This window comes from Streptomyces sp. A2-16 (assembly GCF_018128905.1).
Classification (GTDB): Bacteria; Actinomycetota; Actinomycetes; order Streptomycetales; family Streptomycetaceae; genus Streptomyces.
Map to the genome: position 1 here is coordinate 7,277,330 of NZ_CP063808.1, position 21,376 is coordinate 7,298,705.

Here is a 21,376-nt window from a genome sequence, read left to right on the forward strand (position 1 = left end):
CTGAGGCGGAGCGACTTCGGGGGGTCGCATGCGGTCGTGGGTGGTCACGTTATCCGCTGGTACGGGGGCCGGGGTGGCCGCCTTTCTCTCCGTGGCGGTCAAGGCCGCCGACTCCGGGGAGCCGCTGTTGTGGGTGCTGGCCGCGGGCGCCGCCCTCGTCATCGGCCTGACGGGCGGGGTCGCGGCGCATGTGGCGCGCAGGACAGCGGACGACCCACCGGCCAAGGCGGTCGGCCCGGGGCAGGGCCCGCCCAACAACCTCCCCATGCTCAGCATGTACTTCACGGGTCGCGTCGCGGAGAAGGATGCCATCGTGGCCGTCCTGAAGAGGCCCGCCCGGGGGTGGCGGCAGAAGGACGAACGTCCCGTGCCCCGGCTGTGCGTGCTCTACGGAGCGACCGGTGCCGGCAAGTCGCAGCTCGCCGTGTCCTACGCCCACCGCGAGCTGAGCAGGCACACCCTGACCTGGTGGCTCAACGCCTCCCGGCCCGACACCCTGCGCACCGAACTCCTGGAGTTCGCCCAGTACGTGGGCATCCCGGACCAGGAGAGCAAGAACGTCGTCCTGATGAACCTGTGGAGCAGGCTGCGCGAGCAGCGGGGCTGGCTGCTCGTCTACGACGGATGGCCCACCTACGACGACTCGATGCGCAGTCTGCTGCCCTCCGAGGGCGACGGCGAAGTACTCATCACCACCCAGCAGCACCAGGGCTGGACCGGCCTGCGGTCCGCCCCGGTGGAGCTGCGGGCCTTCCCGGAGCAGGAGGGCGTCGAGTTCCTGCGGCGTCGGTTCGGCATCGCGCCCGAGCAGCTGACCGACGGGGACCGCCGGGCACTGACCGCGCTGGGCCACGAGCTGGGTTGGCTGCCGCTGGCCCTCGACCAGGCCGCGGCCTACATCGCGCAGGCCGAGATCACCGTGGCCGAGTACCTGCGTGACCTGCCGGGTGGGGCCTCGGTGGAGGGCACCTTCCGGCTCTCCATCGCTCGGGTCTCGGAGGCCTCACCCGCCGCCGTGGACCTGCTGCGCCTGTGCGCGTTCCTGGCCTCCGAGGACGTCCAGAGGACGACACTCACCCAGCACCGGTCCGTCCTGCCCGCCCGTCTGCGCACCGTCATGGCCGACCCCGTCACCTTCACCCGGGAGGTGCTGCTGCTGGTGGACCACTCCTTGCTGACCCGCAGCGGTGACTGGCGCAAGGGATCGGCCGCGTACGGCATGCACCCACGGGTGCAGACCCTGATCCACGACGGGCTGAGCCTGGCCGAACGCCTGGAGTGGTCCCAGGCGGCGGTCCGTCTCGTGGAGGCCTGCTTCCCGGCGACCCCGGACCTGCTGGCGTCCCGGCCCACGTGTGAGCGGCTGATGCCCCACGTCGAGGCGGCCATCGACAAGCTGGCCTGGGGCGACGACGCAGACGGCGGGCTCGGCGCCTCGCAGGACCCCGAGGCGCTGGCCCGTCTGCTGCACCGCGTGGGCACGTACCAGGAGCACCGCTGCGACTGGGTGCGGGCCCTCAACTTCTTCGAGCAGGAAGCTGAACTCCGCGAGTTCGGGGACGACCACGAACTCGCCCGCGCCTCCGCCCGGTACGCCGTGGCCCGCCAGCACTACCTGCTGGCGGCGCTGGACGACGCCGAGCGGGAGTGCCGTCGGGCGCTGGATCTGTGCGAGGGACATGAGGAAGAGGCGTTCCTGCGATTACGGGCCCAGTGCCAGCGACAGCTGGGCGGCATCATGCGCGAGTACAACCGCTTCCCGGAGGCCCTGGAGGCAGTGCAGACGGCCGTGAAGATCTACGAAGGGCAGACCTGGCGGGAGGAGAGCCTCGACTGGGCCGTCGCCGAGCAGGAGATCGGTCTGGTCCATCGCAACGCGGGACAGCTCGCCCAGGCGGTCGTCCACTACGAGCGCGCCAAGGAGCGGATCCCCAGCCGCGGGAACCAGGAGCCTCCGGAGTACACGCTCTTCCGCGCCATGCTGCAGCGCGACCTCGGCATCGTCGCCCAGGACCGCGGGCAGCTCGAACCGGCGGAGGAGTCGCTGACCACGGCGCTGGAGATGTTCGGGGCGCACCGGGGGCCGGAGGACTTCGAGACCGCCCAGGTGGCCAAGTTCCTCGCCGATGTGCTGCGCCGGCGCGCCGAACAGGACCGGGAGCAGGCGCGGCGCACCCTGCAACCCGTGCGTCGCCTCGATCTGCTGCGCCGGGCCCGCTCGGAGCTGGCCCGCGCCGACGCGATCCTCGGCCCGGTGGTGGAACTGCACAGCAAGCGCAGCGAGGCCGAGGAGCACAAGTACGCGGCCTGTCTCAACAAGCTGGGCTCTCTCCGGCTCGCGCAGGGGCGGATCTCCGAGGCGCGACGCACCCTCGAGCGGGCCGAGGAGATCTACCGGCGTTCCTACGGCGAGCGGCACTACTACCGCGCGAAGTCGCTGACCCGGCTCGGGCCGGTGCTGCGCGCCGAGGGCCGGGGCGCGGACGCCGAGCGGGTACTCAGGGACGCGGGAGAGATCTTCCGTACCGCGCTCGGCTGCGACCACCCCGTCCTGATGGCCGTGTACGAGCATTTGGCCGCATGTGTCGCGGACCGGGGCGCCCAGGCGGAGGCCGCCCGGCTCAGGGCCGAAGCGGAACGCATCCGCCGGTCCCTGTGACCGATGCCTCAGGGGCCGCCACCCGGAAACGACGACCCTCGTGAAAGCGTGCACAAGCAACGCCCCTACGATGGACGGCGTGCCAAACGTGACCCGTGCCGACGCCGTAGCGGCCGTCCGCAACCCCCTCGCCTTCATCGCCGCACGCTGGACCCCGACTCCCCGGACGGTTCAGCGGGCGGCTCTCGCCGCGCTCGTCATGGCGGTGGTCATCGTGGTCACCGGTGGCGCGGTGCGGCTGACCGGGTCGGGACTCGGGTGTCCGACCTGGCCCAAGTGCACCGACGACTCGCTGACCGCGACCAGCGCGATGGGCGTGCACGGGGCGATCGAGTTCGGCAACCGGATGCTGACGTACGTGCTGTGTGCCGCCGTCGGGTGGGCCATCATCGCCGCGCGGTCGGAGAAGCCGCGCCGGCGCAGCCTCACCCGGCTCGGCTGGGCGCAGTTCTGGATCGTGATGAGCAACGCGATCCTCGGCGGGATCGTCGTGCTCGTGGGTCTGAACCCGTACACCGTCGCCGCCCACTTCGTCGCGACCACCGCCCTGATCACCGTCGCCGCGGTGATGTGGCAGCGCACCCGCGAGGGTGACACGGCCCCCCGCCCACTGGTCGGCAAGCCGGTGCAGCAGCTGGTGTGGTTCATGATCGCGGCCGCCGCCCTGCTGATCCTGGTCGGCACGGTCGTGACCGGCGCCGGGCCGCACGCCGGTGACTCCAGCGAGGTCGAGCGGATGCCGCTGGACTGGGAGACGGTGGCCAAGGTGCACGCGGTCCTGGCCTGGATCGTGGTGTCGCTGACCTTCGCCCTGTGGTTCATCCTCAAGGCGGTCGACGCCCCCAAGAACCCCCTGGACCGCACCCGCGACCTCTTCCTGGTCCTCCTCTCCCAGGGCGTCATCGGCTACGTCCAGTACTTCACCGACCTGCCCGAGTTCCTGGTCGGCCTGCACATGCTCGGCTCGGCCCTGGTGTGGATCGCGGTCCTGCGCGTCCTGCTGGCCCTGCGGGAACGCCCCGAGGGGGAGCTGCCCGAGGTACCGGTTCAGCCGTACGCCGCCACCAGCTCGTCGATCGCCGGGCCCAAGTAGGTCCGGGTCAGCGCGGCCCTGTTCTCGACGGCGGGCGCGGGATCGCCGTAGCGGCGCCCCCGGATGTCCGCCACCACCTCCACCGGCGCCCCGAGCCCGGGCAGCAGTTCCAGTGCCTCCCGCTTCGAGATCAGCCGGCCCTCGCGCAGGGTCACGGTCGCGCGGGCGAAGGTCACCAGCCCCAGGTCGACCCACACATCGCGGGTCCACAGCGGGGCGTTGTCGACGGCCGGGCGCCAGAAGTCCCGCTGGTCGCGGACCACGAAGTCGGCCAGCTCACGGTCCGACACCGGTGGCAGCAGGTCCACCGGCGGCCTCCCGTGCAGCACCCGCCCGAAGGCGTGCAGTTCCCGCCGGGTGACCGGGGTGACCGGCCGCTTGAACAGCTCCTCGTGCGCCCAGGTGAGGTGGCGGCGGTCCATGTCCGCCGAGGGTGTCAGGTAGGTGCAGTGGAGCTGCCCGGACAGCGGCTCGGCCCGCAGCCGCGCGTGCAGCGTCGCCAGCCGCCACACCGTACGGGGCGTGAGCGCGGGGAGTACGGCGATCAGGTCGAGGTCGCTGCGGCCCTCCTGGTAGTCGCCGCCTGCCAGCGAGCCGTGGGCCCAGACGGCGACGGGGTGGAGCGGGGCGAGCCCGGCGAGGAAGCGGTCCAGTAACGCGTCGGTCTGCTGCATGAGGCCATCCTGTACAGCTCACGCCGCCGGCCGGTACACCCCGCGCGTCACTCCAGCCCGAACACCCCGCACATCACTCCAGCCCGCACACCCCGCACATCACTCCAGCCCGTACACCCTGCGCGCGTTCCCCGCCGCGATCAGCCCGGCCACCCGCTGCGCGTCCGCCAGCGACCAGGACCCCTCGGCAACCCAGCCGCCCAGCACCCGGGCCAGCGCCTCGCGGAACAGCCGGGCGCCCACCACGTGCAGTTCGGGCAGGCTGTGGGCTCCGCTGGAGAAGAGGATCTTGCCGAAGGGGGCCAGTTCCAGGATCTCCGCGAGCACCGTCGCCGCGCGGGCGCCGGTGCGCACGAGGGCCGCTCCGGAGTCGGCGTAGACGTGCGGGAAGACCCCGGCGAGATGGGCGGCGTGCCGGTGGTAGGGGTAGCTGTGCAGCAGGACGAGGTCGGTGCCGAGACCCGCGGTGGCCCGCACGAAGTCGGTGAGCAGGACGGGGTCGGTGCGATCGATGCGCAGGCCCGGCTCGCCGAGCCCGGCGTGCAGCTGAAGGGGCAGGCCCGAGGCGGCCGCGCTCCACAGCAGGTGTCGCAGGAGCACGGGGTCGGACAGTTCACCGCCCACCCTGCGGCCCGCCAGCCACCGGCCGGCCGCGCCGCGCACCTCTCCGGGGCCCGGGGGCTCGGGTGCGAGCGCCAGACCGTGCCGTACGCCCGCCACCGACGTGAAGGCGACCGCGCCCACGGCGGCCCCGTGCACCGACTCGGCGAGGTTGGCGAGGAAGGACTCGACGGTGCCGGAGGTGTCGGCGACCTGTTCGGCCAGGAGCTCCAGGCGCACGATCTCGCGGGTCTCGGCGTCCGCCGCGGAGGCCAGTTCGGTGGGGTTGGTGAGGTCGCCGGGCAGCCCCGTGTCGACCAGATACGTGGTGATCCCGCTCCCGCGAAGGAGCCTGCGCCCCGCTTCCAGCACGCCCAGCTCACGGCGCCGGGCCAGATAGCGGGCGGGCGGACAGTGCGGTTCCAGGCCGAGCAGGGGCGGGCACCAACGTCGTACGGCGAAACCCGTCTGGGTGTCGAACAGGGTGGTCCCCGGGGCGGGCGGGCCCTCGGTGCGCGCCAGCTGGGCCTCGAAGGTGCCGAGACCCAGCTCCGTTCTCAGTACGCCGTGGCAGTACTGGTCCACGAGGGACGGCGTTTCGATCATCCGGGCTCCCGTGAGCGGACCGTGTGCGCTTACTACACGTCCTAACGGGTGAACCGGTCACGAGGTGTTGGTCTCACACACCCCGTGCGAAACGCCGATTGTCTCAGCCGTTGCTCGGGCCGCCGACCTGGATTCCGGCCATCCGGCTCCACTCGTACGGGCCCGTCCTCACCTTGGCGGCGAACTCGCCGTCGAAGTCCTCGTGGACCGTGATGCCGGACTTCTCGACGGCCTTCTCGGCGATCTCGTACGAGGGGGCCACCAGGTCGCCCCAGCCGCCGTCCTCGCCGACGAGGACGATCCGGGCGCCGCGCTCGCCGATGTAGGCCAGCTGGCCCTCGGCGCCGCCGTGCTCCTTGGAGAAGGCGCTGATCTGCTTGGCGAGCCGGGCCACCTTGCGCTCGGCCTTCGCGTCAACCTGCTGCGTGTCTGCCATGACCAGGATGCTACCGACGGGTAAAGCCGACGGCGACGTGACCCTTGCCTCAGGGACGCCTAGCGCAGGAACGGGTCCACCGCGACCGCGAGGAAGAGGATCGACACATAGGTGATCGACCAGTGGAACAGCCGCATCTCCTTGAGCTTCGCGCCCGTCACCTCGGCCTTGGCGCGGTTCTGCAGCCCATGCGCCTCCCACAGCCAGAAGCCGCCGGAGAGCAGTGCGACCGCCGTGTAGAACCAGCCGGTGTAGCCGAGCGGCTGGAGCAGCAGCGACACCCCGACCATCACCCAGCTGTAGAGGACGATCTGCCTGGCGACCACCTTGTTGGAGGCCACGACCGGCAGCATCGGCACGCCCACGCGCGCGTAGTCCTCCTTCACCTTCATGGACAGCGGCCAGTAGTGCGGCGGCGTCCAGAAGAACATGACGAGGAAGAGGACGACCGGCGCCCACGACATGGAGTTCGTGACCGACGACCAGCCGATGAGGACCGGCAGGCAGCCGGCGATGCCGCCCCACACGATGTTCTGCGAGGTACGGCGCTTGAGGATCATCGTGTAGACGACGACGTAGAAGAGCAGCGCTCCGAGCGACAGCCAGGCGGACAGCCAGTTGACGGCGAGACCGAACAGGAGCGTCGAGACGACCGCCAGCGTGATGCCGAAGGCGAGGCACTCACGCGGTGACACCATTCCGGTGACGAGGGGACGCTGCGAGGTGCGGTCCATGAGCGCGTCGATGTCGCGGTCGATGTACATGTTGAGCGCGTTGGCGCCGCCCGCGGAGAGATAGCCGCCGACACAGGTGAGCAGGACCAGCTTCAGGTCCGGCACACCCTGCTGCGCCAGGAACATCACCGGAACGGTGGTGATCAGCAGCAGCTCGATGATCCGGGGCTTGGTCAGCGCCACGAATGCCTTGACACGGGCCCCGAACGGCCGGTGACTCGAGCTCTTGCTCTCCCCCAGCACTCCGGCTGGACGGGATTCGACGGCCGTCACGCACACCCCTACAGAGACATCCCAGCAAGCCTCACCCGTGTGAAGTCCCGGTAAAGGCTCGCGCGTACCACGCCACTGTAGACGTTGCCCATACCCCGATATTCGCGGGGGTCGGGTCGTGTCCGAGGACGCCCCCGGAAGAGCTCAGCGGTACTCGGTTGAGCACTCGGACGAGCGGCTGCGTATTCAGTTGCCAAGTGCGGTCCGGGCCAGTCGGGAGGCGGATGTCCGTGAGGCCCGGCAGTCTGGAATGACTCGAAAAAACGCACGTACTTGCGGGGGTAGGCTCGACAACGGCCGGGCGTCCCGTGCACCGGCATTCGACATGCGTGACATGTGGAGAGGAGCCCTGACCCAGGGTGAGCACCAAGCCGACCACCACAGACCTCGAGTGGACCGAGTTGGACCAGCGGGCCGTCGACACCGCCCGCGTCCTGGCCGCCGACGCCGTACAGAAGGTCGGAAACGGCCATCCGGGTACGGCGATGAGCCTGGCTCCCGCCGCCTACACCCTCTTCCAGAAGGTGATGCGGCACGACCCGGCCGACCCGGACTGGGTCGGGCGCGACCGCTTCGTGCTGTCCGCCGGCCACTCGTCCCTGACCCTCTACACCCAGCTCTACCTGGCCGGTTTCGGCCTGGAGCTGGACGACCTCAAGGCCTTCCGCACCTGGGGCTCGAAGACCCCGGGTCACCCGGAGTACGGCCACACCAAGGGCGTCGAGACCACCACCGGTCCGCTCGGCCAGGGTGTCGCCAATGCGGTGGGCATGGCGATGGCCGCCCGCTACGAGCGCGGTCTGTTCGACCCGGAGGCCCCCGAGGGCACCTCCCCCTTCGACCACTACGTCTTCGCCATCGCCGGTGACGGCTGCCTCCAGGAGGGCATCTCCGCCGAGGCGTCCTCGATGGCCGGCCACCAGAAGCTCGGCAACCTGATCCTGCTGTGGGACGACAACCACATCTCGATCGAGGGCGACACCGAGACGGCCGTCTCCGAGGACACCGTCAAGCGGTACGAGGCGTACGGCTGGCACGTGCAGCGTGTCGCGCCGCAGGCCAACGGCGACCTCGACCCGGCCGCGATCTTCGAGGCGATCCAGAAGGCCAAGGCGGTCACCGACCGGCCGTCCTTCATCGCGATGCGCTCGATCATCGCCTGGCCCGCCCCGAACGCGCAGAACACCGAGGCCGCCCACGGCTCGGCGCTCGGCGACGACGAGGTCGCGGCGACCAAGCGGGTGCTGGGCTTCGACCCGGAGCAGTCCTTCGAGGTCGCGGACGAGGTCATCGAGCACACCCGCGGGGCGCTGGAGCGCGGCCGTCAGGCGCGGGCCGAGTGGGAGAAGTCCTTCCAGGAGTGGCGGAGCAACAACCCCGAGCGCGCGGCCGAGTTCGAGCGGGTCGCCGCGGGTGAGCTGCCCAAGGACTGGGAGTCCTCGATCCCGGTGTTCGAGCCCGGCAAGGGTGTCGCCACCCGTGCCGCGTCCGGCAAGGTCCTGCAGGCCCTCGGCGCCGTGATCCCCGAGCTGTGGGGCGGCTCCGCCGACCTCGCGGGTTCGAACAACACGACGATCGACAAGAACAGCTCGTTCCTCCCGGCGGACAACCCGCTGCCGGAGGCCGACCCGTACGGCCGCACGATCCACTTCGGCATCCGCGAGCACTCCATGGCCGCGGAGATGAACGGCATCGCGCTGCACGGCAACACCCGCATCTACGGCGGTACGTTCCTCGTCTTCTCCGACTACATGCGCAACGCCGTCCGGCTCTCGGCGTTGATGCACCTGCCGGTGACGTACGTGTGGACGCACGACTCCATCGGTCTCGGCGAGGACGGCCCGACGCACCAGCCGGTCGAGCACCTGGCCTCGCTGCGCGCGATCCCGGGCCTGAACGTGGTCCGCCCGGCGGACGCCAACGAGACGGCGATCGCCTGGCGCGAGATCCTCAAGCGCTGGACGAAGGAGTTCGGCAAGGGCGCCCCGCACGGCCTCGCGCTGACCCGTCAGGGCGTGCCGACGTACGAGCCCAACGAGGACGCGGTCAAGGGCGGTTACGTCCTGTTCGAGGCCTCCACCGGGACGCCCGAGGTGATCCTCATCGCCACCGGTTCCGAGGTGCACGTCGCCGCCGAGGCCCGGGAGCGGCTGGAAGCCGACGGTGTACCGACGCGGGTCGTCTCCATGCTGTCCGTGGAGTGGTTCGAGGAGCAGGACCAGGGGTACCGGGACAGCGTCCTTCCCCCGGCCGTGAGGGCCCGTGTCGCGGTCGAGGCGGGGATCGGTCTCACCTGGCACAAGTACGTCGGGGACGCCGGTCGCATCGTTTCCCTGGAGCACTTCGGTGCTTCCGCAGACGGCAAGCTCCTCTTCCAGGAGTTCGGTTTCACTGCGGAGAACGTGGCCGCGAAGGCCCGGGAATCCCTGGCCGCCGCCCAGCGCTGACGCTCACATACGACACGTAGGAGATGTAATTCCATGACAGACGCACTCAAGCGCCTCTCCGAGGAAGGCGTGGCGATCTGGCTGGACGACCTGTCGCGCAAGCGGATCACGTCCGGCAACCTCGCCGAGCTGATCGACCAGCAGCACGTCGTGGGCGTCACCACCAACCCGTCGATCTTCCAGAAGGCGATCTCCGAGGGCGACGGCTACGACCAGCAGCTCTCCGACCTGGCCTTCCGCAAGGTGTCCGTCGAAGAGGCCCTCCGCATGATCACGACGGCGGACGTCCGGGACGCCGCCGACATCCTGCGCCCGGTGTTCGACGCGACCAACGGTCAGGACGGCCGGGTGTCGATCGAGGTCGACCCGCGCCTGGCGCACAACCTCAAGGCGACCGTCGCCGAGGCCAAGCAGCTCGCCTGGCTGGTCGACCGCCCCAACACCCTCATCAAGATCCCGGCCACCCAGGCGGGCATTCCCGCGATCACCGAGGTCATCGGCCTCGGCATCAGCGTCAACGTCACGCTGATCTTCTCGCTGGAGCGCTACCGCCTGGTCATGGACGCCTTCCTGGCCGGCCTGGAGAAGGCCAAGGAGCGGGGTCTGGACCTGTCGAAGATCCACTCCGTGGCGTCCTTCTTCGTGTCCCGTGTGGACACCGAGATCGACAAGCGCATCGACGCGCTCGGCACCGACGAGGCCAAGGCCGCCCGCGGCAAGGCCGGTGTCGCCAACGCCCGCCTCGCCTACCAGGCGTACGAGGAGGTCTTCTCGGGCGAGCGCTGGTCGAAGCTGGAGAACGCCGGCGCGAACAAGCAGCGTCCGCTGTGGGCCTCGACCGGCGTCAAGGACAAGGCGTACAAGGACACGCTGTACGTCGACGAGCTGGTGGCGCCGAACACGGTGAACACCATGCCGGAGGCGACCCTGTTCGCCACCGAGGACCACGGGCAGATCCGCGGCAACACGATCGCCGGCACGTACGAGCAGGCCCGCGCCGACCTCGACGCCGTCGAGAAGCTCGGGATCAGCTACGACGAGGTGGTCCAGCTCCTGGAGGACGAGGGCGTCGAGAAGTTCGAGGCGGCCTGGAACGACCTGCTCAAGTCGACCGAGGCGGAGCTCCAGCGCCTCGCCCCCTCGGAGGGCTGAAATCTTGTCGAGCAGCAATCCGCTGCGTGACCCTGCCGACCGACGGCTCCCGCGTATCGCGGGGCCGTCGGGCCTGGTCATCTTCGGCGTCACGGGCGATTTGTCACGAAAGAAGCTCATGCCCGCCGTGTACGACCTCGCGAACCGGGGTCTGTTGCCGCCGGGCTTCTCGCTGGTCGGCTTCGCACGGCGGGACTGGGAGCACGAGGACTTCGCGGAAGTCGTCCACGACGCCGTCAAGGAGCACGCCCGGACGCCGTTCCGCGAGGAGGTCTGGCAGCAGCTCATCCAGGGGATGCGCTTCGTCCAGGGCACCTTCGACGACGACGACTCGTTCGAGCGGCTGCGCGACACCATCGACGAACTCGACAAGGCACAGGGCACCGGCGGCAACTTCGCCTTCTACCTGTCCGTGCCGCCGTCCGCCTTCCCCGTGGTGATCCAGCAGCTGAAGAAGCACCGGCTGGCCGACCAGTCGAGCGGGTCCTGGCGCCGCGCGGTCATCGAGAAGCCCTTCGGCCACGACCTGAAGTCGGCCGAGGAGCTCAACGCGACCGTCGAGGAGGTCTTCGCCCCGGACCAGGTCTTCCGCATCGACCACTACCTGGGCAAGGAGACCGTCCAGAACATCCTGGCGCTGCGCTTCGCCAACACGATGTTCGAGCCGATCTGGAACCGGTCCTTCGTGGACCACGTGCAGATCACGATGGCCGAGGACATCGGCATCGGCGGCCGCGCCGGGTACTACGACGGCATCGGCGCCGCCCGTGACGTCATCCAGAACCACCTGCTCCAGCTGATGGCCCTCACGGCCATGGAGGAGCCGGCCTCCTTCGACGCGGACGCGCTGGCCGCGGAGAAGACCAAGGTGCTCGGCGCGGTGAAGCTGCCGAAGGACCTGGGCCGGGACACCGTGCGCGGACAGTACGCGGCGGGCTGGCAGGGCGGCGCGAAGGCGGTCGGCTACCTCGAAGAGGACGGCATCGACCCCCAGTCGAAGACCGACACCTACGCGGCCATCAAGGTGGAGATCGACAACCGCCGCTGGGCGGGCGTCCCCTTCTACCTGCGCACCGGCAAGCGCCTGGGCCGCCGGGTCACCGAGATCGCGGTGGTCTTCCAGCGGGCCCCGCACTCCCCCTTCGACACGACGGCCACCGAGGAGCTCGGCTCCAACGCGATCGTCATCCGCGTCCAGCCCGACGAGGGCGTCACCGTCCGCTTCGGCTCCAAGGTGCCGGGCACCTCGATGGAGATCCGGGACGTGTCCATGGACTTCGCCTACGGCGAGTCGTTCACGGAGTCGTCCCCCGAGGCGTACGAGCGGCTGATCCTCGACGTGCTGCTCGGCGACTCGAACCTCTTCCCTCGCACGGAGGAGGTCGAGCTGTCCTGGAAGATCCTCGACCCGATCGAGGAGTACTGGGACACGAACGGCAGGCCCGCCCAGTACCCCGCGGGGACCTGGGGCCCGGTCGAGGCGGACGAAATGCTCGCACGAGAGGGACGGAGCTGGCGCCGGCCATGAAGACAGACCTCACCGACACCACCGCCAGCAAGATCAACAAGGCGCTGGTCAAGGCGCGCCGGGCCATCGGCACACCGGCCGTCGGCATGGTGCTCACGCTGGTCATCGTCACCGACGAGGAGAACGCCTACGACGCCCTCAAGGCCGCCGGAGACGCGTCCCGCGAGCACCCCTCGCGCACGCTGGTGGTCATCAAGCGGGTGTCGCGCAGTCCTCGTGACCGCACCCAGTCCCGCCTCGACGCCGAGGTGCGGGTGGGCGCGGACGCGGGCACCGGCGAGACGGTGGTGCTGCGGCTGTACGGCGAGGTGGCCGACCACGCCCAGTCGGTCGTCCTGCCGCTGCTGCTGCCGGACGCGCCGGTCGTCGTCTGGTGGCCGGTGGACGCGCCGCTCGACCCGGCCGGGGACCCGCTGGGTGCGCTCGCCCAGCGGCGGGTGACCGACACGTACGCCTCCGAGCAGCCGGTGCGCGAGCTGACGGCGCGCGCCGAGACCTACGCCCCGGGCGACACCGACCTCTCCTGGACCCGGATCACCCCGTGGCGCTCGATGCTGGCCGCCGCGCTCGACCAGGTCACCTGCGAGGTGGAGGCCGTCGAGGTGGAGGGCGAGGAGTTCAACCCGAGCTGCGAGCTGCTGGCGATGTGGCTGGCGGACCGGCTGGACGTGCCGGTGAAGCGGTCGCTGTCCGGCGGCCCCGGTCTGACGGCCGTACGCCTGCACACGGACAGCGGTCCGATCGTGCTGGACCGTGCGGACGGCTCGCTCGCCACGCTCTCCATCCAGGGGCAGCCGGACCGTGCGGTGGCGCTCAAGCGCCGGGACACGGCCGAGCTGATCGCGGAGGAGCTGCGCAGGCTGGACCCGGACGACACGTACGCCTCCGCGCTGCGGTTCGGGGTGGAACGGCTGAACCCGTCGGCGCCCTTTCCGGGACCGTCGGCGCCCTTTCGGGAACCGGCTCCCAAAGGAGAACCCGGATCCGTCGCGGACAAGCCCGTCGGCGACGAATCCGCCGCCGAGGGGTCCGGCGCCGCAGAGTCCTCCTCCGGGGAGCCCGTCTCCGGAGGATCCGCTGGATCCGCTGGATCCGGAGCTTCCGCGGAGCTCGCCGTCAAGGCCCCTGTCGAGGGCCCTGCGAAAGCTCCCCGGGCGGAAGGGGCGCCGTCGGCATCGCTGAAGCCGGTCCCCTCCGGCCTGACCGGGAACGGGAAGGCGGCGAAGTGAGCACCCCGCAGCTGGTCGTGCACCACGACAAGGAGCTGATGGCCCAGGCCGCCGCGGCCCGCCTGATCACCAGGATCGTGGACGCGCAGGCCTCCCGGGGCTCCGCGTCGGTGGTCCTCACCGGCGGCCGCAACGGCAACGGTCTGCTCGCCGCCCTGGCCTCGGCGCCCGCCCGGGACGCCGTCGACTGGGGCCGTCTGGACCTGTGGTGGGGCGACGAGCGCTTCCTGCCCGAGGGCGACCCGGAGCGCAATGTCACGCAGGCCCGCGAGGCCCTGCTGGACGCCGTACCGCTGGACCCGAAGCGCGTGCACGCCATGCCGGCGTCGGACGGCCCCCACGGCGCGGACGTCGAGGCCGCGGCGGCGGCCTACGCCGAGGAGCTGGCCCGTGCGGCCGGTCCCGAGAACCACGGCGCGGTCCCGACCTTCGACGTGCTGATGCTGGGCGTCGGCCCGGACACCCATGTGGCGTCCCTGTTCCCGGAGCTGCCCGCGGTCCGGGAGACCGAGCGCACGGTCGTCGGTGTGCACGGCGCGCCGAAGCCCCCGCCGACCCGGGTGACGCTGACGCTGCCCGCGATCCGCGCGGCACGCGAGGTGTGGCTGCTCGCGGCCGGCGAGGACAAGGCGCAGGCCGCGGCGATCGCCCTGTCCGGCGCGGGGGAGATCCAGGCCCCGGCGGCGGGGGCGCGCGGCCGGGCCCGCACCCTGTGGCTGCTGGACTCGGCGGCGGCGTCCCAGCTGCCGAGGTCGCTGTATCCACCGGCCTCGCCGTAACACCCGTTTCGCGTACGGCGGTCGACGCCGGGTCCCTCAGAAGGGGCCCGGCGTCGTCGCGACGTCGGGGAAGACGTAGTTCTGCCAGTCCTCCGGCTCCCTGCGGATCTCCCGGAGCAGGTTCGAGAACACCGGAGCGTCGAAGAGCACGCCGTTGCAGTCGGCGTCCTCATTGGCCTTCTCGGACGCCTTCATGAAGGCCCGGTACTTCATGCCCTTCACCGCCGAGTCGAACGCCGGGCCCCGCAACCCGTCGACACGCTCGGCCAGTTCGAGCAGACGGTCATGGGTGAAGCCGTCCTCGGACTCCTCGGGCTGGTGGCGGCAGAGCACTTGGTGGTGCTCCGCGAACCTGCCCTCCGCCGGCGCCGCCCGCAGGGCGTTGACCGCCTTCTCCGAACCGCTGCCGCCGACCCTGTCGTCCAGGAAGGACGCCAGGGACTCGGTCCTCGTCTCCCCCCGTACGGTCGCCTCCCGCAGCTCCGGGCCGCCGCCGGTGGACTCGAACTCCTCGTAGACCGGGCACCTCGGGTCCTCGTAGAGGTGCACCCCTCACCGGCGCGTGCGGGTTGCCGACGGTGATCGTCGTGCCGTCGGCACCGAGCTTCTCCGGAACCGCCTCCAGACCGCTGTAGGCGCCCCCGCCGTGACCGGCACGGGGCATGGGCACGGAAAACGCACAGCAGTTCCGGCCGGGGTGGCTCACTGGCGTCCGCGCAGCTCCCGGTACGTCGCCACCAGGGCCTTCGTGGACGCGTCCAGGCCCGGCACCTCGACGCCCTCGGTGAGCGCCGGCTCGACGCGCTTGGCGAGGACCTTGCCGAGCTCGACGCCCCACTGGTCGAAGGAGTCGATGTTCCAGACGGCGCCCTGGACGAACACCTTGTGCTCGTAGAGGGCGATGAGCTGGCCCAGGACCGAGGGGGTCAGTTCGCGGGCCAGGATCGTCGTCGTGGGGTGGTTGCCCTGGAACGTCTTGTGCGGGACCAGCTCCTCGGCCACACCCTCCGCCCGCACCTCGTCCGGTGTCTTGCCGAAGGCCAGCGCCTGGGTCTGGGCGAAGAAGTTCGCCATCAGCAGGTCGTGCTGGGCCTTGAGCCCGTCGCTCAGCTCCTCCACCGGCTCGGCGAAGCCGATGAAGTCCGCGGGGATGAGCTTGGTGCCCTGGTGGATCAACTGGTAGTAGGCGTGCTGCCCGTTGGTGCCGGGCGTGCCCCACACCACCGGTCCGGTCTGCCACTCGACCGGCCGACCGTCGCGCTGCACCGACTTGCCGTTGGACTCCATGTCCAGCTGCTGGAGATAGGCGGTGAACTTCGACAGGTAGTGGCTGTACGGCAGTACGGCGTGCGACTGGGCGTCGTGGAAGTTGCCGTACCAGATGCCCAGCAGGCCCAGCAGCAGCGGCACGTTGGCCTCGGCCGGGGCGGTGCGGAAGTGCTCGTCGACGAGGTGGAAGCCGTCGAGCATCTCGCGGAAGCGGTCGGGGCCGATGGCGATCATCAGGGAGAGACCGATCGCCGAGTCGAAGGAGTAGCGGCCGCCGACCCAGTCCCAGAACTCGAACATGTTGTCCGGGTCGATGCCGAACTCCGCCACCTTCCCGGCGTTGGTCGACAGGGCCACGAAGTGCCGGGCGACGGCTTCCTGGCCGGCCTTGAGCTCGTCGAGCAGCCAGGCGCGGGCCGAGGTGGCGTTGGTGATCGTCTCGATGGTGGTGAAGGTCTTGGAGGCGATGACGAAGAGCGTCTCCGCCGCGTCCAGGTCGCGGGTGGCCTCGTGCAGGTCGGCGCCGTCGACGTTGGACACGAAGCGGACGGTGAGGTCGCGGTCGGTGAAGCCGCGCAGCACCTCGTAGGCCATCGCGGGACCGAGGTCGGAGCCGCCGATGCCGATGTTGACGACGTTCTTGATCCGCTTGCCGGTGTGCCCGGTCCACTCACCGGAACGGACCCGGCCCGCGAAGTCGCTCATCCTGTCGAGCACGGCGTGCACCTGAGGCACGACGTTCTCGCCGTCGACCTCGATCACCGCGTCGCGCGGGGCCCGCAGCGCGGTGTGCAGCACGGCCCGGTCCTCGGTCGTGTTGATCTTCTCGCCTCGGAACATGGCGTCCCTGAGCCCGAACACATCGGTCGCGGCGGCGAGTTCGCGCAGCAGCCGCAGCGTCTCGTCGGTGACCAGGTGCTTGGAGTAGTCGACGTACAGGTCACCGACCCGCAGTGCGTACTCGGTGCCGCGGCCGGGATCGGCGGCGAAGAGCTCCCTCAGCCGCACCTCGCCGAGCTCCTCGCGGTGCTCGGCCAGCGCGGTCCACTCGGGCGTCCGGTTGAGCCTGGTACGGCCGTCTGCGTTCATGTCCGACTTCAGCCTTCTTTCGTGCCTGTCCCAGCTGGTCCAACCTAGTTGATCAACGCGGGGCGCGAGCCGTACCGACTGCGGCGCCGACCGCACCAACAGGTACGTGCGCGCGGAGCGCGGGTATCAGCGGGACGGCGAAACAGCACGAGGAGGGGCACCGCGGACAGGATCGGGCCGTTCGTCCTTCGTCCCGGCTCGGGCGGGTCGAGCTGGGACATGCCGCTCGCGGGAGACCGGGGCAGGCGGCCGTGGACGGTGATCGCGGGCGGCGATGAGGAGCAGAGTTCGGTCAGGGGCCCGGCGAGGAGGGGCCGCCGCGCGGCACGGCGCCGAAGGCCGAAGCCCTACTGCGCGGCACGGCGCCGAAGGCCGAGGGCCCTGACGCGCACCACATTTCCGTCCCCCGCGCACCGCAGCCGTCCGTACCGTCCCCCGCGCCACGCGGGCGCACACCCGCCCCCGGCCTCGACCGGCGTCCACCGGCGGGGGCCGACAGCTGCGCCCGCCATCGCCCAGACGGGCCGACGGTCGTGCCCGGCGGGCAGCGGTCGTGCTCGGCGGGCAGGCAGTCATGCCCGGCGGGCGGACAATCGTGCCCGTCGGGCCGACGGACATGCCAGGGGGCCGGCGGTCATACCAGGGGCGCCGGCGCTCATGCCCAGCGGGCCGGCGGTCGTGAAAACGGTTCCGGCCAGGCACCCCTGGTACCCGGCCGGCATTCGACTCCTAGATCTCGCCCCGCAGCTTGGCGAGCGCCTCGGCGAGGATCGCCTCGCCGTCCGCGTCGCTGCGCCGCTCCCGTACGTACGCGAGGTGCGTCTTGTACGGCTCGGTGCGCGGCGGGTCCGGCGGGTTGTCCCGGTCCTGTCCGGCGGGAAAGCCGCAGCGCGGACAGTCCCAGGTGTCGGGGACCTGCGCGTCGCTGGCGAAGCTGGGCTGCGTCTCATGCCCGTTGGAGCACCAGAAGGAGATGCGCAGCCGGGGCGCGGACTCGCCCCGCTCGGCCTCGCCCATCGGCCCCGCCCCGACCCGGCTACCTCGGATCGCGTTGCCACTTGCCACGGTCGTAACTCCCTGCGTGATGGTGCCGCGAAGCGAGTCGGCGTTGTCGCTTCGTTGCGAGCGCCTCAGTCTACGTAAGGCCCAACGCGCGTCCAGTGATTGGAGTTACCGCCCCCACACCTAGACGCAAGCCCCATGATAGGCCGCGCTCAGGTGCGCGTACCGAACATGGGGCCTTACGTGCGGAATGTACGTGCTGTGTGTGGCGTGGCCGCTCAGCTGTTCGTCTTCATGAGGAGACCGAGCACGATGATGCACGCGAACCACAGCAGACCGACCACGATGGTGATCCGGTCAAGGTTGCGCTCGGCGACCGAAGAGCCGCCGACGGAGGACTGCATACCGCCACCGAACATGTCGGAGAGGCCGCCGCCCTTGCCCTTGTGCATGAGCACCAGCAGCATCATCAGGCCGCTGAAGATGATCAGGGCGATCGAGAACCCCATAACCACGGCTGGACCAACTCTCTCGGATTCGGATGAACGACGGGGGCACGGCCTTAAGGGCCATGCCCCCGCAAGGGTACGACGGATCGCCGCTACGGCCTACTCACTGGTCCCGGAAGCGCACGATCTTGACGAACTCATCGGCGTCCAGAGAGGCACCGCCCACCAGAGCGCCGTCGATGTCGGCCTGCGCCATGATCTCGGCGACGTTGCCGGCCTTGACGGAGCCGCCGTACTGGATGCGGACCTGGTCGGCCAGCTCCTGGGTGTACAGCTCGGCGACCTTGCCGCGGATGGCGGCGCAGACCTCCTGCGCGTCCTCGGCGCCGCAGACCTTGCCGGTGCCGATGGCCCACACGGGCTCGTAGGCGATGACGACGGACTCGGCCTGCTCGGCCGGGAGGTCCTTCAGGCCGCCCTCGACCTGGGCGAGGGTGTGCGAGACGTGGTTGCCCGCCTCGCGGACGTCCAGCTCCTCGCCGACGCACAGGATCGGGGTGAGGCCGTGCTTGTAGGCGGCCTTGACCTTGGCGTTGACGAGCTCGTCGGTCTCGGCGTGGTACTGCCTGCGCTCGGAGTGGCCGACCGCCACGTACGTGCACTTCAGCTTGGCGAGCATCGAGCCCGAGATCTCGCCGGTGTAGGCACCGGAGTCGTGCGCCGAGAGGTCCTGGGCGCCGTACTTGATCTTGAGCTTGTCGCCGTCGACCAGGGTCTGCACGGAGCGCAGATCGGTGAAGGGCGGCAGGACGGCGACCTCGACGGCCTCGTAGTCCTTGTCCGAGAGGGCGAAGGCGAGCTTCTGGACGTGCGCGATGGCCTCGAGGTGGTTGAGGTTCATCTTCCAGTTGCCCGCCATGATCGGCGTACGAGTGGTCATGCGGGGTCAGTCCTCCAGTGCGGCGAGGCCGGGGAGCGTCTTGCCCTCGAGGTATTCGAGGGAGGCGCCGCCACCGGTCGAGATGTGTCCGAACGCGTTCTCGTCGAAGCCCAGGATCCGGACGGCCGCGGCGGAGTCGCCGCCGCCGACGACCGTGAAGGCCGAGGAGTCGAGGAGAGCCTGGGCGACCGCCTTGGTGCCCTCGGCGAATTCGGGGTGCTCGAAGACGCCCATCGGGCCGTTCCAGAAGACGGTGGCGGCGTCGGTGATCTTCGAGGCGTACAGCTTGCCGGAGGCCGGGCCGATGTCCAGGCCCATCCGGTCGGCCGGGATGGCCTCCGCGGCGACGGTGGTGGCGTCGGCCGGGGCCTTGGTCTTCAGGTCCGGGAAGGCGGGGGCGACCACCGCGTCGACCGGCAGGACCAGCTCGACGCCGGTCTTCTCGGCGCGCTCGATGTACTCCAGGACCGCCGGGATCTGGTCCTCCTGGAGGAGGGAGGCGCCGACCTCGTGGCCCTTGGCCTTGAGGAAGGTGAAGGCCATGCCGCCGCCGATGAGGATGCGGTCGGCCTTGCCGAGCAGCTCGTCGATGACGGCGAGCTTGTCGGAGACCTTGGCGCCGCCGAGCACGACCACGTAGGGCCGCTGGACCTCGTCGGTGAGCTTCTTCAGGACGCCGACCTCGGTGGCGATCAGGTAGCCGGCGTAGTGCGGCAGCCGGGCCGGGAGGTCGAACACCGAAGCGTGCTTGCGGTGCACCGCACCGAAACCGTCGCCGACGTACACGTCCGCGAGAGCGGCCAGCTGGTCCGCGAACTCGCCGCGCTCGGTGTCGTCCTTGGAGGTCTCGCCCGCGTTGAAGCGCAGGTTCTCGATGACCGCGACCTGGCCGGGCTGCAGGCCGTTCACCGCGTCGTGGGCGGCGGGGCCGACGGTGTCCTGGGCGAAGGCCACGGGGGCGCCCAGGAGTTCACCGAGCCGCTCGGCGGCCGGAAGCAGGGAGAAGGCCGGGTCCGGCGCGCCCTTGGGGCGGCCCAGGTGCGAGGCCACGACCACCTTGGCGCCCGCGTCCGCGAGGGCCTTGACGGTGGGCAGGACGGCGCGGATGCGGCCGTCGTCGGTGATGACGCCGTCGGCGAGCGGCACGTTGAGGTCGGCGCGGACGAAGACCCGCTTGCCGTCCACGCCTTCGGCGAGAAGTTCGTCGATCGTCTTCATGAGGGAACTCCTGGTGAGGGTGCTCTGATCGTACGAGGGCTGTTCTGCACGTGAGTCAGGGCCCGGGCGGCGCGTCCCTGCGCCGCCCGGGCCCTGCTCTCACATCGAAATGCCTGCTCTGTGGATCAGAGCTGGTTGCCGACGAAGACCGTGAGGTCGACGAGGCGGTTGGAGTAGCCCCACTCGTTGTCGTACCAGCCGAGGATCTTCACCGACTTGCCCTCCTGGACCATGGTCAGGGAGGAGTCGAAGGTGCAGGACGACGGGTCGCTGACGATGTCGGAGGAGACGATCGGGTCCTCCGTGTAGGACAGGTAGCCCTGGAGCTCGCCCTCGGCGGCCTTCTTGAACGCGGCGTTGACCTCGTCCTTGGTGACCTCGCGCTCCAGCTCCACGACCAGGTCGGTGGCGGAACCGGTGGGGACCGGGACGCGCATCGCGATTCCGTCGAGCTTGCCCTTGAGCTGCGGGAGGACCAGCGCGGTCGCCTTGGCGGCACCCGTGGTGGTCGGGATGATGTTCTCCGCGGCGGCGCGGGCGCGACGCAGGTCGGAGTGCGGGAAGTCCAGGATGCGCTGGTCGTTCGTGTACGCGTGGACCGTGGTCATCAGGCCCTTGACGATGCCGAAGTTCTCGTCGAGAACCTTGGCCATCGGCGCCACACAGTTGGTGGTGCAGGAGGCGTTGGAGATGACGTGGTGGTTGGCCGCGTCGTACTTGTTCTCGTTGACGCCCATCACGATGGTGATGTCCTCGTCCTTGGCCGGAGCCGAGATGAGGACCTTCTTGGCGCCGCCGGCGATGTGCTTCTCGGCGTCGGCCTTCTTCGTGAAGATGCCGGTCGACTCGACGACGATGTCGACGCCCAGCTCACCCCACGGGATGTCGGCCGGGTTGCGCTCGGACAGCACCTTGATGGTGTGACCGTCGACGGTGATCGTGTCGGCGGTGTGCGACACCTCGGCCTTGAGGCGGCCCAGGATGGTGTCGTACTTCAGCAGGTGCGCGGTGGTCGCGGTGTCACCCAGGTCGTTGACAGCCACGATCTCGATGTCAGCACCCTGCTCCAGCAGCGCGCGGAAGTAGTTACGACCGATGCGGCCAAAGCCGTTGATGCCTACGCGGATCGTCACGAACCGATCTCCTCGTTGGTACGCCGGCTGTGAGACCGGCGAGCTGTATGGGATGTCCCCGACCAC

17 protein-coding genes and 1 pseudogene are annotated in these 21,376 nt (G+C 70.3%); 7 read left to right on the forward strand and 11 right to left on the reverse strand.

What is annotated here, in order from left to right:
* The first annotated feature begins 73 nt into the window (after positions 1–73).
* On the forward strand, positions 74–2,659 hold the full coding sequence (locus tag IOD14_RS32755) for a tetratricopeptide repeat protein (RefSeq protein ID WP_212672237.1): 2,586 nt from the start codon (positions 74–76) through the stop codon (positions 2,657–2,659).
* A 70-nt stretch (positions 2,660–2,729) separates the two neighbouring features.
* On the forward strand, positions 2,730–3,752 hold the full coding sequence (locus IOD14_RS32760; protein WP_212672238.1) for a COX15/CtaA family protein: 1,023 nt from the start codon (positions 2,730–2,732) through the stop codon (positions 3,750–3,752).
* Here IOD14_RS32760 and IOD14_RS32765 read toward each other — a convergent pair.
* From IOD14_RS32765 to IOD14_RS32780, 4 genes are all read right to left on the reverse strand, one after another.
* The gene (locus IOD14_RS32765; protein ID WP_212672239.1) at positions 3,707–4,426 is read right to left on the reverse strand and encodes a nucleotidyltransferase domain-containing protein; all 720 of its coding nucleotides are present in this window, start codon (positions 4,424–4,426) and stop codon (positions 3,707–3,709) included. The genes IOD14_RS32760 and IOD14_RS32765 overlap by 46 nt on opposite strands.
* 99 nt (positions 4,427–4,525) lie before the next feature.
* A complete protein-coding gene (locus IOD14_RS32770) occupies positions 4,526–5,632 on the reverse strand; it encodes an amidohydrolase family protein (RefSeq protein WP_123988428.1) in 1,107 nt (368 codons plus the stop codon).
* Positions 5,633–5,735: 103 nt separating this feature from the next.
* Positions 5,736–6,068: a hypothetical protein gene (locus tag IOD14_RS32775; protein ID WP_123988429.1), complete on the reverse strand. Its 333-nt coding sequence runs from the start codon at positions 6,066–6,068 to the stop codon at positions 5,736–5,738.
* Positions 6,069–6,127: 59 nt separating this feature from the next.
* On the reverse strand, positions 6,128–7,081 hold the full coding sequence (locus IOD14_RS32780; RefSeq protein ID WP_123988430.1) for a heme o synthase: 954 nt from the start codon (positions 7,079–7,081) through the stop codon (positions 6,128–6,130).
* A 353-nt stretch (positions 7,082–7,434) separates the two neighbouring features.
* On the opposite strand from IOD14_RS32780, the gene tkt reads away from it, so the two are divergent.
* Genes tkt through pgl form a run of 5 tightly spaced genes read left to right on the forward strand, consistent with a single transcriptional unit; the run spans position 7,435 to position 14,210 of the window.
* The gene (gene tkt / locus IOD14_RS32785) at positions 7,435–9,522 is read left to right on the forward strand and encodes a transketolase (RefSeq protein ID WP_123988431.1); all 2,088 of its coding nucleotides are present in this window, start codon (positions 7,435–7,437) and stop codon (positions 9,520–9,522) included.
* A gap of 33 nt (positions 9,523–9,555) precedes the next feature.
* Positions 9,556–10,674 (forward strand): transaldolase, encoded by a 1,119-nt coding sequence (tal, locus tag IOD14_RS32790; protein ID WP_212672240.1) that lies wholly within the window; start codon positions 9,556–9,558, stop codon positions 10,672–10,674.
* A gap of 4 nt (positions 10,675–10,678) precedes the next feature.
* Positions 10,679–12,202 (forward strand): glucose-6-phosphate dehydrogenase, encoded by a 1,524-nt coding sequence (gene zwf, locus IOD14_RS32795; RefSeq protein WP_123988433.1) that lies wholly within the window; start codon positions 10,679–10,681, stop codon positions 12,200–12,202.
* Entirely contained in the window at positions 12,199–13,431 is a 1,233-nt protein-coding gene (gene opcA, locus IOD14_RS32800) for a glucose-6-phosphate dehydrogenase assembly protein OpcA (RefSeq protein ID WP_212672241.1), read from the forward strand. Before zwf ends, opcA begins: the two co-directional genes overlap by 4 nt.
* Entirely contained in the window at positions 13,428–14,210 is a 783-nt protein-coding gene (gene pgl / locus IOD14_RS32805; protein WP_123988435.1) for a 6-phosphogluconolactonase, read from the forward strand. The genes opcA and pgl overlap by 4 nt, the downstream gene beginning before the upstream one ends.
* Before the next feature lie 36 nt (positions 14,211–14,246).
* Here pgl and IOD14_RS32810 read toward each other — a convergent pair.
* From IOD14_RS32810 to gap, 7 genes and pseudogenes are all read right to left on the reverse strand, one after another.
* A pseudogene (locus IOD14_RS32810) lies at positions 14,247–14,874 on the reverse strand (thioredoxin domain-containing protein).
* A 38-nt stretch (positions 14,875–14,912) separates the two neighbouring features.
* A complete protein-coding gene (pgi, locus tag IOD14_RS32815; protein WP_212672242.1) occupies positions 14,913–16,568 on the reverse strand; it encodes a glucose-6-phosphate isomerase in 1,656 nt (551 codons plus the stop codon).
* A gap of 729 nt (positions 16,569–17,297) precedes the next feature.
* Positions 17,298–17,633, reverse strand: coding sequence for an RNA polymerase-binding protein RbpA (locus IOD14_RS32820; RefSeq protein WP_003957010.1), 336 nt, complete (start codon positions 17,631–17,633; stop codon positions 17,298–17,300).
* Between the two features lie 215 nt (positions 17,634–17,848).
* On the reverse strand, positions 17,849–18,079 hold the full coding sequence (gene secG, locus IOD14_RS32825) for a preprotein translocase subunit SecG (protein ID WP_031057628.1): 231 nt from the start codon (positions 18,077–18,079) through the stop codon (positions 17,849–17,851).
* A 103-nt stretch (positions 18,080–18,182) separates the two neighbouring features.
* Positions 18,183–18,959, reverse strand: a complete 777-nt coding sequence (tpiA, locus tag IOD14_RS32830; protein ID WP_212672243.1) for a triose-phosphate isomerase — start codon at positions 18,957–18,959, stop codon at positions 18,183–18,185.
* Positions 18,960–18,965: 6 nt separating this feature from the next.
* On the reverse strand, positions 18,966–20,177 hold the full coding sequence (locus IOD14_RS32835; protein ID WP_212672244.1) for a phosphoglycerate kinase: 1,212 nt from the start codon (positions 20,175–20,177) through the stop codon (positions 18,966–18,968).
* Positions 20,178–20,302: 125 nt separating this feature from the next.
* A complete protein-coding gene (gene gap / locus IOD14_RS32840; protein ID WP_123988439.1) occupies positions 20,303–21,310 on the reverse strand; it encodes a type I glyceraldehyde-3-phosphate dehydrogenase in 1,008 nt (335 codons plus the stop codon).
* Positions 21,311–21,376: the final 66 nt, after the last annotated feature.